Genomic DNA, 16,426 nt, shown 5'->3' with positions numbered 1-16,426 from the left:
GTCAGCTCGCGTGGTGACCCGGACGACCCGCCCCGGCCGTGGGCCCTTCCCCACTCCCCGAGTGGCCCGCGGTGGTCTCCACGGTCCCGCCGAGCTGGCCGCGCAGAGCCGTGACCACGTCCGCGTCACCGGCCGCGATCCAGCCGCGGCCCACCAGGTAGCTCCCCCCGTAGTCGTTCGCCGCGTCGAACCACTCCTGCCTGCCGCGGTCGGTGGCGAAGGTGGTGAGGACGTAGTCGCCGCCGCTGGTGCGGCAACTGGCCTGCCGCAGCTCGGCGGCCTCGGTGCCGATGTCCGGTACGCAGCCGGCCTGCGCGGCCAGTTCCTCCAGGGTGCCGGTGGCCTCCGGGGGCACGGGCGGCGGTCCGCAGCCGGTCAGCGCGGACAGTGCCAGGGCCAGCAGGGCCGCCGCGGCCGTCGCCGCTGTTCGCTGTCGCATCCGGCCATGGTGGGCTCCGGGTCCGGGCGTGCGCGCCGTAACTCCCTTAACGCCCGCATCTGACACATCCGTTACGCTCCATGCGCGATCATGCCCCCATGCGCTTTCCGGACCTTCCCGTGCTCGCCCCCGCCTATGTCGGCGGCGTCCAGCTCGGCGCCCACGCCGCCCGCCGCCATCTGCCCGGTGCGGAGCGCGAGGACTTCCTGCGTGCCTGTTCCACCAATGTGGAGCAGCTCGGTTCGGGGCACTGGGAGACCCTGCTGACCAGTGCGGTGGTGGTGGAGGAGCCGCTTCCGCTGCCGTACGCGCTGCTGCTGCTCGCGGTGCTGGGGTACGCCGAGTACGCGTACGGGGCCTGGTGGGCGGCCGGGGTCTTCCTGTTCGGGCACGCGGGGGCGACGCTGCTGGTGTACGGGGGGCTGCGGGCGACGGGGGTGGACGCGGCGACCCGGTCCGCGGTGGACGTGGGCACCAGCTACGGCTTCAACGCGGTGCTGGGCGCGCTCACCGCGGCGCTCCCCCGCGGCCCCCTGCGGTTCGCGGGCCGGGCCACCCTGCTGGCGCTGGCGGCCCGGCCGCTGCTGAACAAGGCCCGCCCGACCTTCACGGACGTGGGCCACTTCGCCGCGCTGGCCCTGGGGGTCGGCCTGAGCACGGCACTGTCCCGCCGCTGACCCGCCGGGCGTCGGGGCCCCGGGGCCGCCGACCCTCCACAGGACCGCTCCCGCGCGTCCACGTACGGTGTAAGGGCCCCCCGCGAACCAGCACAGGAGCCCCGAAACCCGATGACCGCACTCCCCTCCACCACCGTCGCCAACCTCCGCGACCTCGGTGGCCTCCCCCTGTCCGACGGCCGGACCGTACGCTCCGGGCTCGTGCTGCGGGCGGGGCAGCTGGACCGGATGGACCCGGACACCGATCCCGTCGTCGCCGCCCTCGGCATCACCACGATCGTCGACTTCCGCAGCACCGCCGAGCGCGCGGACTACCCGGACCGGGTGCCCGCCGGGGCCCGGCTCGTCGTCGCGGACGCGCTCGCCGACACCATCGCCGCTGCGGTGCGGGGCGGCGACTCCGACGACAAGCCGGCCGCCGCCCAGCTCAAGCACGTCCTGTCCGACCCGAAGCTGGCCGAGGAGCACCTCGGCGGCGGCCGGGCGCAGGCCCTGTTCGCGGACACCTACCGCGCGCTGGTGTCGTCGGACTCCGCGGTGTCCGCCTACCGCGTCTTCCTCACCGAGCTGGCCGCCGAGGACGCGGGCCCGCTGCTCTTCCACTGCACGGCGGGCAAGGACCGCACCGGCTGGGCGGCGACGATCGTGCTGACCCTGCTGGGTGCCTCCCCGGAGACCGTCGAGACCGAGTACCTGGCGGTCAACCCGGCGGTGCGGGCCGCCTTCGTGCCGCTCATCGAGAGCTTCACGGAGAAGGGCGGCGACCCGGAGATAGCCCAGGCGATCATCGGCGTGGTGCCGGCGTACCTGGCGGCGGCGCTCGCCGAGGTGGACGAGAAGTACGGCTCGATGGAGGCGTACGTGCGCGACGGCCTCGGCGTGCCCGACGACGCCGTCGCCCGCATCCGCGCCCGGCTGACGCAGGACGCGGCGCGCTGACGCAGGACCGGGCGCACTGACGCAGGACGCGGCGGGCTGACGAAGGACGCGGCCGGGGACCGGACCCACGGCCGTCCCGCCACCGCGAGCAGGGACCGGGGCCCGGGGCCGGGAGACCGGGGCGCCCCAGGCCGCCGACGGCTGCTCCGCAGGCCCCTACAGCGGCTTCTCCAGCAGCGTCACCGCGTAGGAGGGGGCTCCCCCGGGAGCCTCCTTCGCCTTGTTCTCGCCGACGAAGCGGTAGCCCGCCGCCTCGTAGTACGTCCGCAGCCGCGGGTTGTGCGAGACGCAGTCCAGCCGGGCCAGCGCGCGGCCCGACTCCGCGATGCGTGCCTCCGCCGCGGCGAGCAGCGCGCGCCCGGTGCCCGCCGGGGCGTGCGCGCGGTCGGTCATCAGCCGGTGGACGTAGCCCGCGACGGGCGGCTGCGGCCCCCAGGCGCCCTCGTCGTCCCACCAGAGTTCGTAGGCGCCCACCACCGCCCCCTCGTGCACCGCGAGCCACACCTCTCCCTCGCGCATCCGGCGCCGGAAGTGCGCGGCGTCCTTCTGGCCGGGCTTCCACTGGTCGATGCCGTGCTCGGCCATCCAGCGCGCCGCCCCGTCGTGGAGACGTACGAGGTCGCCGAGGTCAAAGTCGTCTGCGGGACGGAAGGTGAGTTCCGCGGTCGTGTCGATCATGTGCTGTACGGTAACCGCCGCGTGAGCGGGCCCCGTCGGGGGAACCCGCCCGGTATGGACCGCACCGATGCGCGCAAGGACCGGGAGCAGGACCTCGACGACCCCCGCGGCACCGGGCCGGTGCCGCCGCCCCGCGACACCGGGGACCGCACCGCACCGGCCGGCCCGCCGCCCCGCCGCCGGATCTCCCTCTGGATCAAGGTTCCCGCGGTACTGCTCGCCCTGGTCGCCGCCCTCCTCGTCGGCACCCGGCTCTTCCTGATCCCCGGGTTCGGCGAGCTCTTCGGCAGCGAGACCAAGGACCGCAGCGGCCCCGCCGTCCTCAAGTCCCTGAAGGACATGAGCAGTTACGAGGCGGCGTCCGGCAACTTCCAGGTGGTGGTGGACCTGGAGAAGGACGCGAAGTTCCTCCCGGACGCCATCCGGGGCACCCGTACCCTCTACGTCGGCGCGGGCACCGTCGGCGCGAGCGTGTCGCTGGGTTCGCTCGGCACGGGCGACGTCACGGTCGACGAGGACCGCACCGCCGCCACCATCCGCCTGCCGCACGCCACGCTCGGCAAGCCCGCCCTGGACCCGGACCGTTCGTACGCGGTGTCCAAGCAGCGCGGTCTGCTCGACCGGCTCGGCGACTTCTTCTCCGACAACCCCAACGACGAGCAGGCCGTCCACCGGCTCGCCGCCCAGCACATCGGCGACGCCGCCAAGGAGAGCGGACTGACCGCACGGGCCGAGAAGAACACCACCGGAATGCTCCAGGGCCTGCTGCGCTCCCTGGGCTTCCGGGACGTGACGGTCACCTACCGGTGACCGCCCGCGCCCCGCGTCAAGCGGCCCGCCCGGTGCGGCCGTTCACTCCGAGGAGCCGCGCTGCACCGGCACCACGGGCAGCGAGGGGCCGAGCACCAGGAGCCGTTCGACCAGTTCCCCGAACGGGCCGTCCGAGGGTTCGTCGGCCAGTATCCGCAGCACGATGCCCGCCATCTCCGCGTCGTAGGCGGCGCTGACCGCCATCAGGGCGGCGAAGTCGTGGACGAGCTTCCTCTCCAGTTCCTCGCGCGGGATCTGGCGGCCGTCGAGCCAGATCAGGGCCGTCGACTCGGCGAGGGACACCCAGGAGCGGACGACCAGGGCGAGCCTGGCGGGCGGTTCGCCGACCCCGAGGTGGTCGAGGATCTGCTCGTACGCGGCCTGCCGCACCTCGTCGATCATGGCGTTCGTGGTCGACGAGCCGACGGCCGGGCCACCGCGCATCAGCGCCGAGAAGCCGGGCCCGTGCTCGTCGACGAAGCCGAAGAACCGGCCCATCACGCGCAACAGGCGCGCGCCGAGCGGGCCTTCGTGCGGCTCGTTGAAGCGGGCGGCCAGTTCGTCGGCGGCCCGCCGCAGCGCCGCCTCGTACAGGCTCTGCTTGCCCGGGAAGTAGTGGTAGACGAGCGGGCGCGAGATGCCCGCGGCGGCGGCTATCTCGTCGATGGAGACCTCGTCGGGGGAGCGATGGCTGAACAACTCCAGTGCCACGCCGATCAGTTGCTGCCTGCGCTCTTCGACGCCCATCCTGCGGCGTACCCCGGTCGTCATCGCACCAGCGTAACCGCCCGGCCTGCGAAGAGGACCCCCAGGGCCCGGTCCGGATCTTCCCCGGGCCCCTCCCCCGGCTCTGCCTAGAGGTCGAGGACCAGACGTTCGCCGCCGGCCCGGGAGACACAGATCAACAGGGAGTCGCCGCGCTCGGAATCGGTCAGCAGCTCGTCGCGGTGGTCGATCTCCCCCTCGATCACCCGCTGTTGGCAGGTACCGCAAAAGCCCTGCTCACAGGAGTACGAGACGTTCTTCACCAGGGGCTTGACCGCGGCCAGGATGGTGGAGTCGGCAGCCACGGTGACGGTCGCTCCGGTCTTCCGCAGTTCCACCTCGAACGCTCCGGAGCCTCCGGCGCCCGCGCCCGGCGCGAACCGTTCGACGTGCAACGAACAGTGATCCGGCAGTGATCCCTCCACCGCCCCCAGGAGCCCCTCGGGACCGCAGCAGTACACCGCCGCCCCCTCGGGCGCCGTGGCCAGCAGTCCGGCCAGGTCGGGCAGTCCGTCCTCGTCCTCGGCGGCCACCGTCACCCGCCCGGGGCCGCCCAGCTCCTCGATCTCCGCGAGGAACGGCATCGTGGCCCGGCTGCGGCCCCCGTACAGCAGCCGCCAGTCGGCGCCCGCCTCCTCGGCGGCCCGCAGCATGGGCAGCACGGGGGTGATCCCGATGCCGCCCGCGACGAAGACGTACGCCTGCGCGTCGACGAGCGGGAAGCGGTTGCGCGGGCCGCGCACCTCGATCTCCGAGCCCTCGTGGAGCTGTTGGCGCACCTCGACGGAACCGCCCCGGCCGTCCTCGATCACCCGGGTGGCGACGGTGTACGAGGCACGGTCGGCCGGGTCGCCGCACAGCGAGTACTGGCGCACCAGGCCCGAGGGCAGGACGAGGTCGAGGTGGGCGCCGGGCCGCCACGGGGGCAGGTCGCCCGCGTCCATGGCTTCGAGGTGCAGCCGCACCACCCCGTCGGCAGGCTCGTCCCGGCCGCTGACCAGCATGCGGATCCCGGCGGGCCGGGTGCCGCCGCGACCGCCGGTGCCCGATATCGGGTCCTCCAGGGCGGGCATCGGCCACAGCGGCGAGCGGTCGATCCGCTTGCGCAGGGCACCGCGGGCGACCAGGGCGAGTCCGGCTGCGGAGGCGAGGAGGGCGAGCGTACGGGCGCGGGGCAGGGTGGTGCGGGACATGGGTCAGGAACCTCCGGTGGTACGGGCCTCGGCGGCCCGCGCGGCGGGGGAATGCGCGAGGTAGGCGACGGCCTGGGCGGTGCTGCCCTCCTGGGAGGGGTGGTAACCGCGGCTCAGGTAGCGCGGGATGGACTTCGCCATGGCGCCGGGCGTGGGGAGCACGCCCTGCTTCCCGCCCCGTACGAAGTCGGCGAAGGTGGCCCTGCCGGTGCCGCCGAGGGTGGGGTCGTTGGCCATGAAGAAGCGGGAGCCGCGCTGCCACAGGAAGACCAGCGCGGTGAACGCGGTCGCCCAGGTGCGGGCCCTGCGCCGGTAGCTGCCGTCGACGTGCTGGAACAGCTCGAAGGCCACCGAGCGGTGTTCGACCTCCTCGGCGCCGTGCCAGCGCAGCAGGTCGAGCATGGTCGGGTCGGCGCCCCTGCGGTCGAGTTCGTCGGCGTTGAGCACCCAGTCGCCGAGGAAGGCGGTGTAGTGCTCGATGGCGGCGATGATCGCGATGCGCTCCAGCAGCCACCACTCGCGGGCCCTGCCGGGCGGCAGCGTGCGGTCGCCGAGCAGCTTCTCGAAGAGCCAGTCGACCTGGGCGGTGTACGGGGTGGGGTCCAGGCCCTGTGCCTTGAGGTGCGGCAGGACGTCGTCGTGGGCCTGCGAGTGCATGGCCTCCTGCCCGATGAAGCCGAGCACGTCCTCGCGGAGCCGGTCGTCCTTGATCAGCGGGAGGGCCTGCTGGTAGACGTGCACGAACCAGCGCTCCCCCGCGGGGAGCAGCAGGTGCAGCACGTTGATGGTGTGGGTGGCGAAGGGGTTGCCGGGGAGCCAGTGGAGTGGGGTGCCCTTCCAGTCGAAGGACACCTGGCGGGCTTTGAGCGGCGTCCACTCCGACGCGACGGGGGCCGGGCCCTGCTGCGTATTAGACATGGCGTCAATGTACTGAGGAGTACGACCTTGGGAACAGGCCCTTGCACGAGGAGTTTTGCGACGCCTCCCGCGCAAGGGCCCGCACCGGGTCCGCCGAACGCCCCGCGGAACCCGGACACCGGCCCCCGCGGGGCGTTCCCTCAGTGCAGGACCTCCGCCTCGGTGCCGTCCTTCAGCTTGCCCGTGAGGGTGGCCCGCGCGGCCTCCTTGGCGGGCAGGGACAGCAGGTTGCCGTCCTCCTTGCCGGTGATGCCGCCGGTCACGGCCAAGGACGCGAACGCGTCGTTGCCCGCGGCCAGCAGATAGGACTTGCCCGCCTTCGACGTCCACAGCACCCCGGCGAGGACCTTGGGGTCCTTGGGGCCGCAGGCCGCCGAGTCCTCGGCCTTCGCGGCGACCGCGCCCGTCCCGCTCTTCTTCGTGCTCGGCGGCTGGAACTGGGCGAACACCCGGCTGCCGGTGCCCCGCCAGGTCTCCGCCCGGGTGCACAGCCACTGCGCGGTCCCGTTGTCGTCCGGGAGCGGCTGGGCGGCGTACGACCAGGAGTTGACGCTGCGCACGCCGTGCGAGCGGACCGTGGGGAGCAGGCAGGCGGTACGCGCCCAGCCCGCCCGGTCCGAGGTGTTCGCGAGGTCCGCCGGGGTGTCGGGCGGCCCCGCGGTCAGCCGGGCCGGGACGAGTTCGGCGAGGTCGGTGAGGGTGCGGGTGCCGGTGCTGTCCCGTACCTCCAGGGCCTCCCAGGTGCGGCAGTCGCGGGCCATCGAGGACGCGGCGACCGGCGCGGTGACGCCGTCGGCGTCGCGGGCCAGGGTGCGCGGGGCGGCGGTGGGGTCGAGCAGGTCGCGCACCGCGGTCCGGTCGGCCCAGGGGGCGGTCAGATAGCGGACGTGGGTCGCGGTGCGGGAGACGACCACCGCGTTCGCCGAGGCCTCGACGGCGCCGTCGACACGGGCGAAGTCCAGGGCCGTGCCCTCGGTGCCGTCGGCGGGCTCCGCGTACCTGACCAGGCGCAGGCCGTCGTAGAGCACGGCCACCTTCGCCCCGTCGAGCTTGCCCGCGTACAGCAGTTGCGGCGGCCCCATCGCCGGGCCCGTGGCGGTGCCGGGGGTGGCCGAGACGTGGGTGGCGGGGCCGGGGGACGCCCAGGCGGCGAGGGCGCGGCGCAGCAGGTCGTTGTTGTCGGCCAGCGAGCCACGCACCGGCCAGGCGGAGAAGTCGGTGCGGTCGGAGGTCTTCCAGGCGGCGGCAGGGGCGATGGTCAGCAGGGCCGGGTCCAGGGCCTGTTCGGCGGCGGTGTTGCCGCCGTCCGACGCGTGCCGGGGGCCGCCGACGCCCAGGGCGACGGCGCCGACCACGAGCGCGGCGGCAGCGGCGGCGCCCGCCCTGGCGTAGTGGCGGCGGCGCATCAGGTCGGTGGGGCGGGCCTGCAGCGAGCACGGGTCGAACTCGGCGGACTCCAGCAGCGCGGAGCGCTCCACGGTGTCCGCCTCGGCGAGCGCGGGCCCGGTGTCGGCGACCCCGGCGGCTCTCAGCACCCGCCGCACCTCCGCGTCCTCCAGCCGCTCCAGGCCGCGCAGTACGTAGGCGGCGCGGCCGGCCCCGGACAGGGCGGCGAGCCGCTGGTCGAGGGCGAGTTCCTCGGCGCCCCCGGACTTGGGGAACAGCCGGATGCCCCACACCTGCGGCAGCACCGGCGGCAGCTGGGCCCGCCGGGGCCAGGCCCCGCGGCGCAGCGGCTGCTCGGCGGCGAGGGCCTGCCGCAGCACCTGCTGCCGCACGAAGGCGTGGCCCCGGTCGCGTCCGGTGGAGTCGCCGGGGCGCTCCTCGGCCGCGGCGCGGCGCGGCAGCGGGATGCCGGCGACGCTCTGCGGGGTGCGTCCGGTGCGTCCGCGCGGCAGCGAGCGCTGCACCAGCGAGTGGGCGGTCAGGACGCGGCGGTTGCGTCCCAGGTGCGGGGGCAGGACGAGGTAGGCGAGGCGGACGAGGCGCGGGTAGTGCTCGACGAGCGCGGCCTCGGCCTGTCCGACGCCGACGGGGACGGTGGATCCGTCGGTGCCGGCGCCCGGGTCGGCGTCGGCCGTGTCGTCGGGGGCGGTGTCGTGGGTGGGCTTGCGGGGGCGGCTGATGACATCCTGTGGGCGTCGCACATTACGCAGAACGAGCGATACATCCGATGGTCACCCACCACCTTCCGCCCGCCGCGCGACCGCTTGCCCGCCGCACGGCCAAGGGCTCACGGATAGGTCCCCAACAGGGCGTGGGCCAGGGCGGATTCGTGGTTGGCGGCCCCTTCGGCGTAGGCCAGCTCGAAGGCCTGGTCGCCGATCGCGGCGCGGGCCAGGCGCTCGCACCGGTCCCGCACCGGGCCCAGTTCCGGGGTGCCGCGCTGCGGGTGGCCGACCTGTTCCCAGTAGGACTGTCCGGTGCCGTACATCAGGGCGGCCTGCCGGCCGTCGCCGCGGGCGGCGAGCGCGGCGGCCAGCAGGTCGAGCCCCAGGGCTATGCCGAAGCCGTCGCCGAGCCGGTACTTGGCGTCGATCATGGCGCGGGCGTGCGCGGCGGACTCCTCGGCCCGGCCCTGGAGCAGTGCTATCAGGGCGAGCTGGTAGTCGGCGTAGGCGCGGGTCCAGCTCTCGCCGTGCTCGGTGCAGATGCGGCGCAGTTCGGTGGCGGCGGCCGACGCGGTCCCGTACTGCCCCAGCGCGGTCAGCGCGAAGACCCGTACCAGGCGGCAGCGGAGCTGCGAGGCGGAGGAGAAGGGTTCGCCGGGGCGGGCGGCGAGGCACCGCTCGGCGACGGTGAGCGCGGCGCGCGGGCGGCCCATCATCAGGTAGGTGACGCCGAGCACGTAGGCGGCGGACAGCATGTCCTCGGGGTTCTTGGCCTGCCAGGCGGCGACGGCGCACTGTTCGCCGAAGCTGCGGGCGCTGTGGTGGTCGCCCTGGAGGGTGGCGGCGAAGCCGAGGGCCCACAGTGCGCGGGAGCGGTGCGGGCCGGGCACGTCGTAGGCGGCGAGTGCCTTTTCGAGGTAGCCGCGGGCCTCGTGGAGGTGGCCGCAGCAGGCCCAGAAGAAGCAGACCCGGCCCGCCATGGCGGAGGCCTGTTCGGGGTCGCCGGCCAGCAGGTGGTCGAGGGCGGCGCACAGGTCGGCGTGGGCGGCGCCGAGCCGCCGGTACCAGGCGGTCTGCTGCGCGCCGAGCCAGCCCTCGTCGGCCTGCCGGGCGAGGTCGGCGTAGTAGTCGGCGTGCCGGGCTGCGGCGGCCGTCCGCTCCCCGAGTTCGTCGAGCCACATGGCGCCGTACTCGCGCAGGGTGTCGAGCATCCGGCAGGTGGCGTCGGGGGCCTGGCGCACGACGGACTTGCGGATCAGCCCCCGCAGGGCGTGGGACACCAGGGCCCCGTCGAGCGGCCCGCCGGCGCAGACGACGCGGGCGTCGGCCTCCTCGAAGTCGCCCCGGAACACCGAGAGCCTGGCCCACAGCAGCCGCTCCAGCGGGGTGCACAGCTCGTGGCTCCAGCCGATCGCGGTGCGCATGGCGCGGTGCCGCTGCGGCCAGATGCCGTCCTGGGCGAGGACGTCGAGGCGGGAGGCGGTGCGGGAGGTCAGCCGGTCGGCGACGTCGCGCACGGTCCGGAAGTCGTCGAGCTGGGCGCAGGCCAGCTCCACGGCCAGCGGGATGCCTTCGAGGTGGGCGCAGATCGCCTCGACGTCGTCGGAGTCCGGCGGCACGTCGAGTCCGGCGCCGGGCACGATGCGCCGGGCCCGGTCCCGGAAGAGGGCCGCGGCCCCGTCCTCCCCGCCGCCCAGGGGCAACGGCGGTACGTCGAGGAGGACTTCGCCCCGGGCGCCCAGCGGCTGCCGGCTGGTGGCCAGCACCGTCAGCCCGGGGACGGTCGTCAGCAGTTCGCCGACCAGGTGGGCGACGGGGGCGGCGAGCCGTTCGCACGAGTCGAGCACGAGCAGCAGCCGTTTGCCCTGGAGGGACTCGCAGAGCGCCTCGGCGGGCATGCGCAGGGTGTGGTCGGCGAAGTCGACGGCGTCGCAGACGGTGGCCACGAGCAGTTGGTCGTCGTGCAGGGGGGCGAGGTCCGCCCACCACACTCCGTCCGGGTGCCGCACCGCGGCCTGCCTGGCGGCGCGCAGCGCGAGCCTGCTCTTGCCGACGCCGCCGGGCCCGGTGAGGGTGATGAGGCGTTGCGTGGCCAGAGCGTGATCGACACGAGCGAGGTCGGAGCGGCGTCCGACGAAGCTGGTGGTCTCCTCGGGAAGGTTGCCCAACACGGGTTCATTCTGGACTACTTGGCGGGGGTCCGTCGGCCCGCGCGGCGGGCCGGTGCCGAACAGCGCGGGACACAGGACCGCGACACGGCGGACGCGGGGGCCGGGCGCGGCGCTCGCACGGGCCCCACGCGAAGGGGTGTACCCGGGCCGGAGCGGCCCGGGTACACCCCTTCGTGCTGCTCGGCCGCGCGGGCGGCCGTCGTCCCGGTCCTCGCCGGGGCTACTTCGCGGTGAACACCGCCACCGTCCGTCCCGGCACCGTGAAGGTCCCCAACGCGCCGTCGTAGCCGGCCGCGCGGACCGCCGGGTCGGCGCCCGCCGCCTGCACCGGGTGCAGTGCGTAGCCGGTGCCCGCCGCCGCGGCGACCGTCTGCCGCTGGGTCTGCGGCGTCGCGTTGAACACCACGACCAGCTTGCCGGCCCACATGGTGATCACGCCCGGCGTCTCGCCCTTCCCGGAGAGCGGGAAGGCCACCTTCGACTGGACCTCACCGGCGGTGGCCAGGCCGAGGTCCGGCTCCGTGGTGCGGATGCGCAGCAGGTCGCGGTAGGCCGCCGAGGCGCCGTCGATCTGCGGGCAGCCGGCCTTGAGGGCCGGGTTCGCCAGCAGTGGCTTCGCGTGGGCCCACTTGTCCTTGTTGTCGGCGGCCGGGGGCAGTCCGCGGCCGAAGCCGTTGCCGTCGCGGCAGTCCCAGTGGATCGCGTTGAACCAGTCCCCGCTGTCGTAGGAGTTGCGGTCCAGCGACTTGGAGCGCAGCAGGTCGGTGCCGGCCTGGGACAGCGAGGGGCCCTGGGAGAGGGCGGCGGTCGCCATGGACAGCACCTGCATCCTGGCCCGGTCGGCCGGGGAGACCGTGGCGGGCAGCTTGAAGGCGAGCGAGTCGAAGAGCGACTCGTTGTCGTGCGCGTCCGCGTAGGCGAGCGCGTCGCCCGGAGTGGCCGCGTAGCCCGCCGGGGCACCGTTGTAGTCGACCTGGGAGCCCTTGACCGTACGGCCGGAGCTGTCGGTGAAGGTGTACGCCGCGAGGTTTCCGGTCAGACCCACCTTGACCAGGTCCTGGTAGTGCAGCAGCCGGGCCCGCTGCTCGTCCGGGGTGCCGTTCGCCCTCGAGGCGTTGGGCTCGGTGAACAGGCCGCTGCCGAAGCCCTGGACGCCCGGGTCCTCGTCGAAGGGTCCGCCGCCGCGCACCGCGTCCCGGGCCCGGTCGGAGAAGGTCGCGATGCCGGTTCCGGCCATGTTCTTCTGGGTGGCCTGCTCGAAGCGGGCGTCGTCGGCGATCTCGCCGAAGTTCCAGCCCTCCCCGTACAGGATGACCGCCTTTCCGTCGACGCCGTCCTTGGCGAGCGTGAGCGCGTCCAGTGCCTTGCGCACGGCGAGGATGTTGGCCTTGGGGTGGTGGCCCATCAGGTCGAACCGGAACCCGTCGACCTTGTACTCCTTGGCCCAGGTGACCAGGGAGTCCACGACCAGCTTGCCCATCATGGCGTTCTCGGGCGCGGTGTTGGCGCAGCAGGTGGAGGTGGCGACGCTGCCGTCGGCCATCAGCCGCTGGTAGTAGCCGGGCACGATCCGGTCGAGCACGGACTTCTCGCTCTGCCCGGCGGCGACGGTGTGGTTGTAGACCACGTCCATCACGGTGCGCAGTCCGGCGCCGTTGATGCCCTGCACCATCTGCCGGAACTCCACCGTGCGCCTGGTGCCCTCGGGGTCACTGGCGTACGAGCCCTCGGGCACGGTGTAGTGCAGCGGGTCGTATCCCCAGTTGAAGGCGTCCTTGCCGGCCGCCTTCCCCACGCACTCCTGCTGGTCCTGGGAGTCGGGTGCCATCTTCGTCAGGTCGCAGGCGGGGGTGGCCTGTGCGGACTTCTTCTCGGGGACGGTTCCGATGTCGAAGACGGGCAGCAGATGGACGTACGAGGTCCCCGCGGCGGCCAGCGAGCGCAGGTGCCGGGAGCCCCGGGAGTCGCGGTCGGTGAAGGCCAGGTACTCCCCCGGGTGCTTGGACGTGCGGTCGGCGATGGAGAAGTCCCGTACGTGCAGCTCCTGGATCTGCGCGTCCTTGATCGGGGTCGGGGCGGGCTTCTTCAGCGTGCTCCACCCCCGGGGGGCCAGCTTCGGATCGGTCAGGTCGACGACGAGGCTGCGCGCCGAGTCGGTCGTCAGGGCCGTCGAGTACGGGTCGGTGACCCGGTTGGTCACGACCTGCTGGACGCTGGGCGCCCACACCTTGACCGCGTACCGGTACGGCTTCCCGGACCAGCCGCGTTCACCGGTCACCGACCAGACGCCGCTGCGGTCGTCGCGCCGCATGGGCACGGTCCGCCCGTCGAGCTCCAGCGAGACCTGCTGCGCGGTCGGCGCCCACAGCGACAGGGTCGGCCGGCCGCCGCGGAAGACGGGTCCCAGGGACGCCTTGGTGGCGTGCGCGCCGTACGTCGCGTCGAGCACGCCGGGCAGCTGCACCCCGGTCGCGGCGAGCAGGGCGCCGTTGGCGGCGCGCTGGGTGGCGAGGAGCTGGCCGCGCAGGGATTCGTCGATCCGGTCCCGGTCGCGGGCGTCGACGGTGAAGGCCGGATAGTCCTTGAGGTGCGGGTACTTGGCCTTCTGCGCGTCGCTCAGGGTGCCGGGGTTCAGCCGCAGCCAGCGCCCCTCGTCGCTGAGCGCGCCGTCGACGACCTTGATGCCGCCGGCGGGGGCGTACACGAGCTGCTGGCTGGTCGCCGCGGTCGCCTTCACCTTCCAGACGACGGTGTTCCGGTCGATCCACTGCGCCTCGGCCTTGGCGAGGTCGAGCGTGCCCGCCCCCTTGGCCTGCGGCAGTACGTAGCCGGGCTGCCCGGCGAGCGCCCACACCTCGTTGCCGTGGGTGGCCAGGTCGAGGGCCTGGTCGGTCGGCTGGTCCTTCTCGTCGCCCTTGTGCAGGATGTAGCTGAGCGAGGTGGCTCCGGCGGCGAGCGGCACCTCGAAGGTCACCCCGTACGCGTCCTTCTTCACCGGCTGGAGCGGCTTGGCCCAGTCGGTCGGGTCCTTGGCGCCGGTCCAGGTGTGCAGCCCCCAGCCGTCGTAGTTCCCGTCGGGGCGCTGGTAGTGGAGCACCGCCTTCGTCCTGTCCTGCGGCGGGTAGGCGCCGTCGGGGGCCTTGGTCAGCTGCCCGTCCTTGCCCTGCTCGACCCAGACCTCCCCGGTGGCACCGAGGTCGATGCTCCGGGCGGGTCCGTCCGCGCTGCCGCCCTTCTCGACGGTGTACGGGAAGGCGGTGGCGCCCTCGGCGAGCTTCACCCAGGCGAAGGCCCCGTAGGCGTCGCGGCCGGTGAACGCGGCGGTGGTGTCCCCGGACTTCAGCTGCCATCCGTCGTAGTCGCCGTCGGCCCGCCTGTAGTGCACGACCGCGTGGGTGCGGTCGCCCGCGCGCGGCTTCTCGGGCGGCGGTGCCTGCCCCGCCGCCGTGGTGGCGAGGGCGCTCGCGGTGCGTCCGGCGCTGTCGACGACGACCGCCTTGTACCGCAGCGGCGTCCCGGCACCGACCTCGGTGCCGAGGTGCTGGGTCACCTTGTACGGGGCGTGGTCGGCGGAGCCGAGGGTGCGCCAGGGGCCGTTGCCGACCTGGGCGGCGAACACGACCCGGTCGAGCTGTCCGCCGCCGGGCGCGGCCTCGATCTCGACGGTGCCGGTGGCTCCGGCGGCGGGCGCCTTCAGGGTGAGGGAGGGCTTGGCGGCCGGGGCCCCGATGGGCTTCTCGGCCCGGAGTACGAGGGTGGCGAGCGCGGGCACGGTGACCTCGACCTTGCGGTCGGCACCGCTGCGTACGAGGCCGGAACCGCCGTACACGGTACGGAAGTCGACGCCTGCCGAGGCGACCGGCACTGTCACGGTCCGCGCCTGCGCGCCGTTGTTGGCGGCGACGAGGTACTCGACCCGGCGCCGGGCGTCGGTGCGGGAGAAGGCGTACACGGACCCGTCGCTCAGCCGCTCCTCCTGGACGCCGTCGCGCAGGGCGGGGTGCTCCTTGGTGAGCTTGGAGAGGGCGGCGATGGAGCGGTAGAGGGGGTGGGTGGTGTCGTAGGCGTCGCTCGCGTGGGTGCGGTCGGTGCCGAGCTGGTCGTCGTCGAGGTAGTCGGCGGTCTTCGAGGCGAAGAGGGTCTGCCGGGAGTCCTTGTCGCCGCCGGCGCCGGTGAAGCCCTGTTCGTCGCCGTAGTAGACGACCGGGTTGCCCCGTCCGAGGAACATCAGCTCGTTCACGAGCCGGGCCCGCCGCAGGAGTTCGGCGTCGTCGGCCCGCGGGTTGTCCTGCTTGAGGAAGGTGCCGATGCGGCCCATGTCGTGGTTGCCGCTGAAGGTCACCTGCTCGTAGGCGTTGGCCTTGTCGGTGGTGTACCGGTAGTCGGCCGCGAACACCTGGGCGAGCTTGTCGGCGCCGGCGCCCCGGGAGGCGTATCCGCGCAGCGCGTCCTGGAGCGGGAAGTCGAGGGTGGCGTCGAGCCGGCCCCGGGTGACGTACGGGGCGGTGACGGCCGGGTTCGCGTCGTAGACCTCCCCGAACATGAAGAAGTCGTCGCGCCCGCGCTTCTTCGCGTAGGCGTCGAGCGCGGTGGCCCACTGGGTCCAGAAGTCGAGGTCGACGTGTTTGACGGTGTCGATGCGGAACCCGTCGATGTCGAAGTCGCGCACCCACTTCTCGTAGATCCTCGCCATGCCGTCGACGACCTCGGGGCGCTCGGTCCACAGGTCGTCGAGCCCGGAGAAGTCGCCGTACTCGGCGCTCTCCCCGGCGAAGGTGGAGTCGCCCCGGTTGTGGTACATCGTCGGGTCGTTGAGCCAGGCGGGGGTCTTGCGCTCGCCCGTGCCGGGGCGGGGCACGGGGGTGTACGGGAAGGAGTCCCGGTCCACCTTGCCCCGGATGCCTGCCCGGTCGTCGAAGGGGCGGCCGGAGCTGTCGAGGTAGGGGTGGGCGCCCTTGGGCCGGTAGCCGTACTCCTTCTCGGCGAAGTCGACGGTGTCGGCGGTGTGGTTGGTGATGACGTCGAAGAAGACCTTCATGCCCTTGGCGTGGGCCTTGTCGATCAGCCGCTCCAGATCGGCGTTGGTGCCGAAGTGCGGGTCGACCTGGGTGAAGTCGGTGATCCAGTAGCCGTGGTACCCGGCGGAAGCGTCCTTGCCGGTTCCCTGGACGGGCTTGTTCCGGAAGATCGGCGCCATCCAGATGGCGGTGGTGCCCAGGCCCTTGATGTAGTCGAGCTTCCCGGTGAGGCCCTTGAGGTCACCGCCCTGGTAGAAGCCCTTGTCGGTGGGGTCGTACCCGTGCTCCAGCCGGGTGCCGGTGAGGCCGCCCCGGTCGTTCCCGGTGTCCCCGTTGGCGAATCGGTCCGGCAGGACGAAGTAGAACTGCTCCCGGGTGAGGTCGTGCCGCGCGGGCTCGGCGGCCAGCTTGGCGTCGGAGGGCGGCGCGGGCGGCCGGGGCGCCGAGGGAGGTACGGCGAGAGCGGGAGCGGCGGGCGCGAGCGCGGCGCACAGGGCCACGGTCACGACGCCGACGGCCGCTCTTCGCAGAGCGGCGGCTCGGGGGCGGGGTATCACGGGCGGGAACTCCTCGACGGTGAGGGCTGACGGGGGTGCGGGGGGGTGTCGCGGGGGGCTCAGGGGGGGGCGGGTGCCGGTCGGCGGGCGGGCCTTGTGCGCGGTAGCGGCCGGTCGCGAGGTGGGGGGGACACGCGACCGGCCGCTGCC

11 protein-coding genes are annotated in these 16,426 nt (G+C 73.7%); 3 read left to right on the top strand and 8 right to left on the bottom strand.

Going from position 1 to position 16,426, the window contains the following annotated elements; all coding sequences use genetic code 11:
• Window position 1 precedes the first annotated feature (1 nt).
• On the bottom strand, window positions 2-439 hold the full coding sequence (locus ACFYVL_RS20045) for a hypothetical protein (protein WP_389246500.1): 438 nt from the start codon (window positions 437-439) through the stop codon (window positions 2-4).
• Between the two features lie 98 nt (window positions 440-537).
• Between ACFYVL_RS20045 and ACFYVL_RS20040 the strand changes: the two genes are divergently transcribed.
• Together ACFYVL_RS20040 and ACFYVL_RS20035 are read left to right on the top strand one after the other, a co-directional pair.
• Window positions 538-1,116, top strand: a complete 579-nt coding sequence (locus tag ACFYVL_RS20040) for a rhomboid-like protein (RefSeq protein ID WP_389246498.1) — start codon at window positions 538-540, stop codon at window positions 1,114-1,116.
• Between the two features lie 111 nt (window positions 1,117-1,227).
• Complete coding sequence (locus ACFYVL_RS20035) at window positions 1,228-2,055, top strand: tyrosine-protein phosphatase (protein ID WP_389246496.1); 828 nt, start codon at window positions 1,228-1,230, stop codon at window positions 2,053-2,055.
• Between the two features lie 156 nt (window positions 2,056-2,211).
• On the opposite strand, the gene ACFYVL_RS20030 is transcribed toward ACFYVL_RS20035, so the two are convergent.
• Complete coding sequence (locus ACFYVL_RS20030; RefSeq protein WP_389246494.1) at window positions 2,212-2,733, bottom strand: GNAT family N-acetyltransferase; 522 nt, start codon at window positions 2,731-2,733, stop codon at window positions 2,212-2,214.
• Window positions 2,734-2,787: 54 nt separating this feature from the next.
• On the opposite strand from ACFYVL_RS20030, the gene ACFYVL_RS20025 reads away from it, so the two are divergent.
• Complete coding sequence (locus tag ACFYVL_RS20025) at window positions 2,788-3,543, top strand: DUF4230 domain-containing protein (RefSeq protein ID WP_389246492.1); 756 nt, start codon at window positions 2,788-2,790, stop codon at window positions 3,541-3,543.
• 42 nt (window positions 3,544-3,585) lie between these two features.
• Here ACFYVL_RS20025 and ACFYVL_RS20020 read toward each other — a convergent pair whose 3' ends face one another.
• The 6 genes from ACFYVL_RS20020 to pulA form a co-directional block, all read right to left on the bottom strand.
• Window positions 3,586-4,314, bottom strand: a complete 729-nt coding sequence (locus ACFYVL_RS20020) for a TetR/AcrR family transcriptional regulator (protein ID WP_389246490.1) — start codon at window positions 4,312-4,314, stop codon at window positions 3,586-3,588.
• A gap of 83 nt (window positions 4,315-4,397) precedes the next feature.
• Window positions 4,398-5,501 (bottom strand): PDR/VanB family oxidoreductase, encoded by a 1,104-nt coding sequence (locus ACFYVL_RS20015; protein WP_389246488.1) that lies wholly within the window; start codon window positions 5,499-5,501, stop codon window positions 4,398-4,400.
• A 3-nt stretch (window positions 5,502-5,504) separates the two neighbouring features.
• Window positions 5,505-6,419, bottom strand: coding sequence for a metal-dependent hydrolase (locus tag ACFYVL_RS20010; protein WP_389246486.1), 915 nt, complete (start codon window positions 6,417-6,419; stop codon window positions 5,505-5,507).
• A 140-nt stretch (window positions 6,420-6,559) separates the two neighbouring features.
• The gene (locus tag ACFYVL_RS20005; RefSeq protein ID WP_389246485.1) at window positions 6,560-8,566 is read right to left on the bottom strand and encodes a hypothetical protein; all 2,007 of its coding nucleotides are present in this window, start codon (window positions 8,564-8,566) and stop codon (window positions 6,560-6,562) included.
• An 86-nt stretch (window positions 8,567-8,652) separates the two neighbouring features.
• On the bottom strand, window positions 8,653-10,701 hold the full coding sequence (locus ACFYVL_RS20000) for an ATP-binding protein (RefSeq protein ID WP_389246483.1): 2,049 nt from the start codon (window positions 10,699-10,701) through the stop codon (window positions 8,653-8,655).
• Window positions 10,702-10,921: 220 nt separating this feature from the next.
• Window positions 10,922-16,276, bottom strand: coding sequence for a pullulanase-type alpha-1,6-glucosidase (gene pulA / locus ACFYVL_RS19995; protein ID WP_389246481.1), 5,355 nt, complete (start codon window positions 16,274-16,276; stop codon window positions 10,922-10,924).
• Window positions 16,277-16,426 lie beyond the last annotated feature (150 nt).

This window comes from Streptomyces sp. NPDC004111, from assembly GCF_042874215.1.
Classification (GTDB): domain Bacteria; phylum Actinomycetota; class Actinomycetes; order Streptomycetales; family Streptomycetaceae; genus Streptomyces.
The sequence above is the reverse complement of the archived record's forward strand: the minus strand, read 5'-3'. Positions and strand labels throughout refer to the sequence as shown.

Coding starts and splice junctions, on each gene's coding strand:
- ACFYVL_RS20025 (WP_389246492.1), top strand. CDS start 2,788: ATGGACCGCACCGATGCGCGCAAGGACCGGGAGCAGGACCTCGACGAC.
- ACFYVL_RS20030 (WP_389246494.1), bottom strand. CDS start 2,733: ATGATCGACACGACCGCGGAACTCACCTTCCGTCCCGCAGACGACTTT.
- ACFYVL_RS20010 (WP_389246486.1), bottom strand. CDS start 6,419: ATGTCTAATACGCAGCAGGGCCCGGCCCCCGTCGCGTCGGAGTGGACG.
- ACFYVL_RS20015 (WP_389246488.1), bottom strand. CDS start 5,501: ATGTCCCGCACCACCCTGCCCCGCGCCCGTACGCTCGCCCTCCTCGCC.
- ACFYVL_RS20035 (WP_389246496.1), top strand. CDS start 1,228: ATGACCGCACTCCCCTCCACCACCGTCGCCAACCTCCGCGACCTCGGT.
- ACFYVL_RS20045 (WP_389246500.1), bottom strand. CDS start 439: ATGCGACAGCGAACAGCGGCGACGGCCGCGGCGGCCCTGCTGGCCCTG.
- ACFYVL_RS20020 (WP_389246490.1), bottom strand. CDS start 4,314: ATGACGACCGGGGTACGCCGCAGGATGGGCGTCGAAGAGCGCAGGCAG.
- ACFYVL_RS20040 (WP_389246498.1), top strand. CDS start 538: ATGCGCTTTCCGGACCTTCCCGTGCTCGCCCCCGCCTATGTCGGCGGC.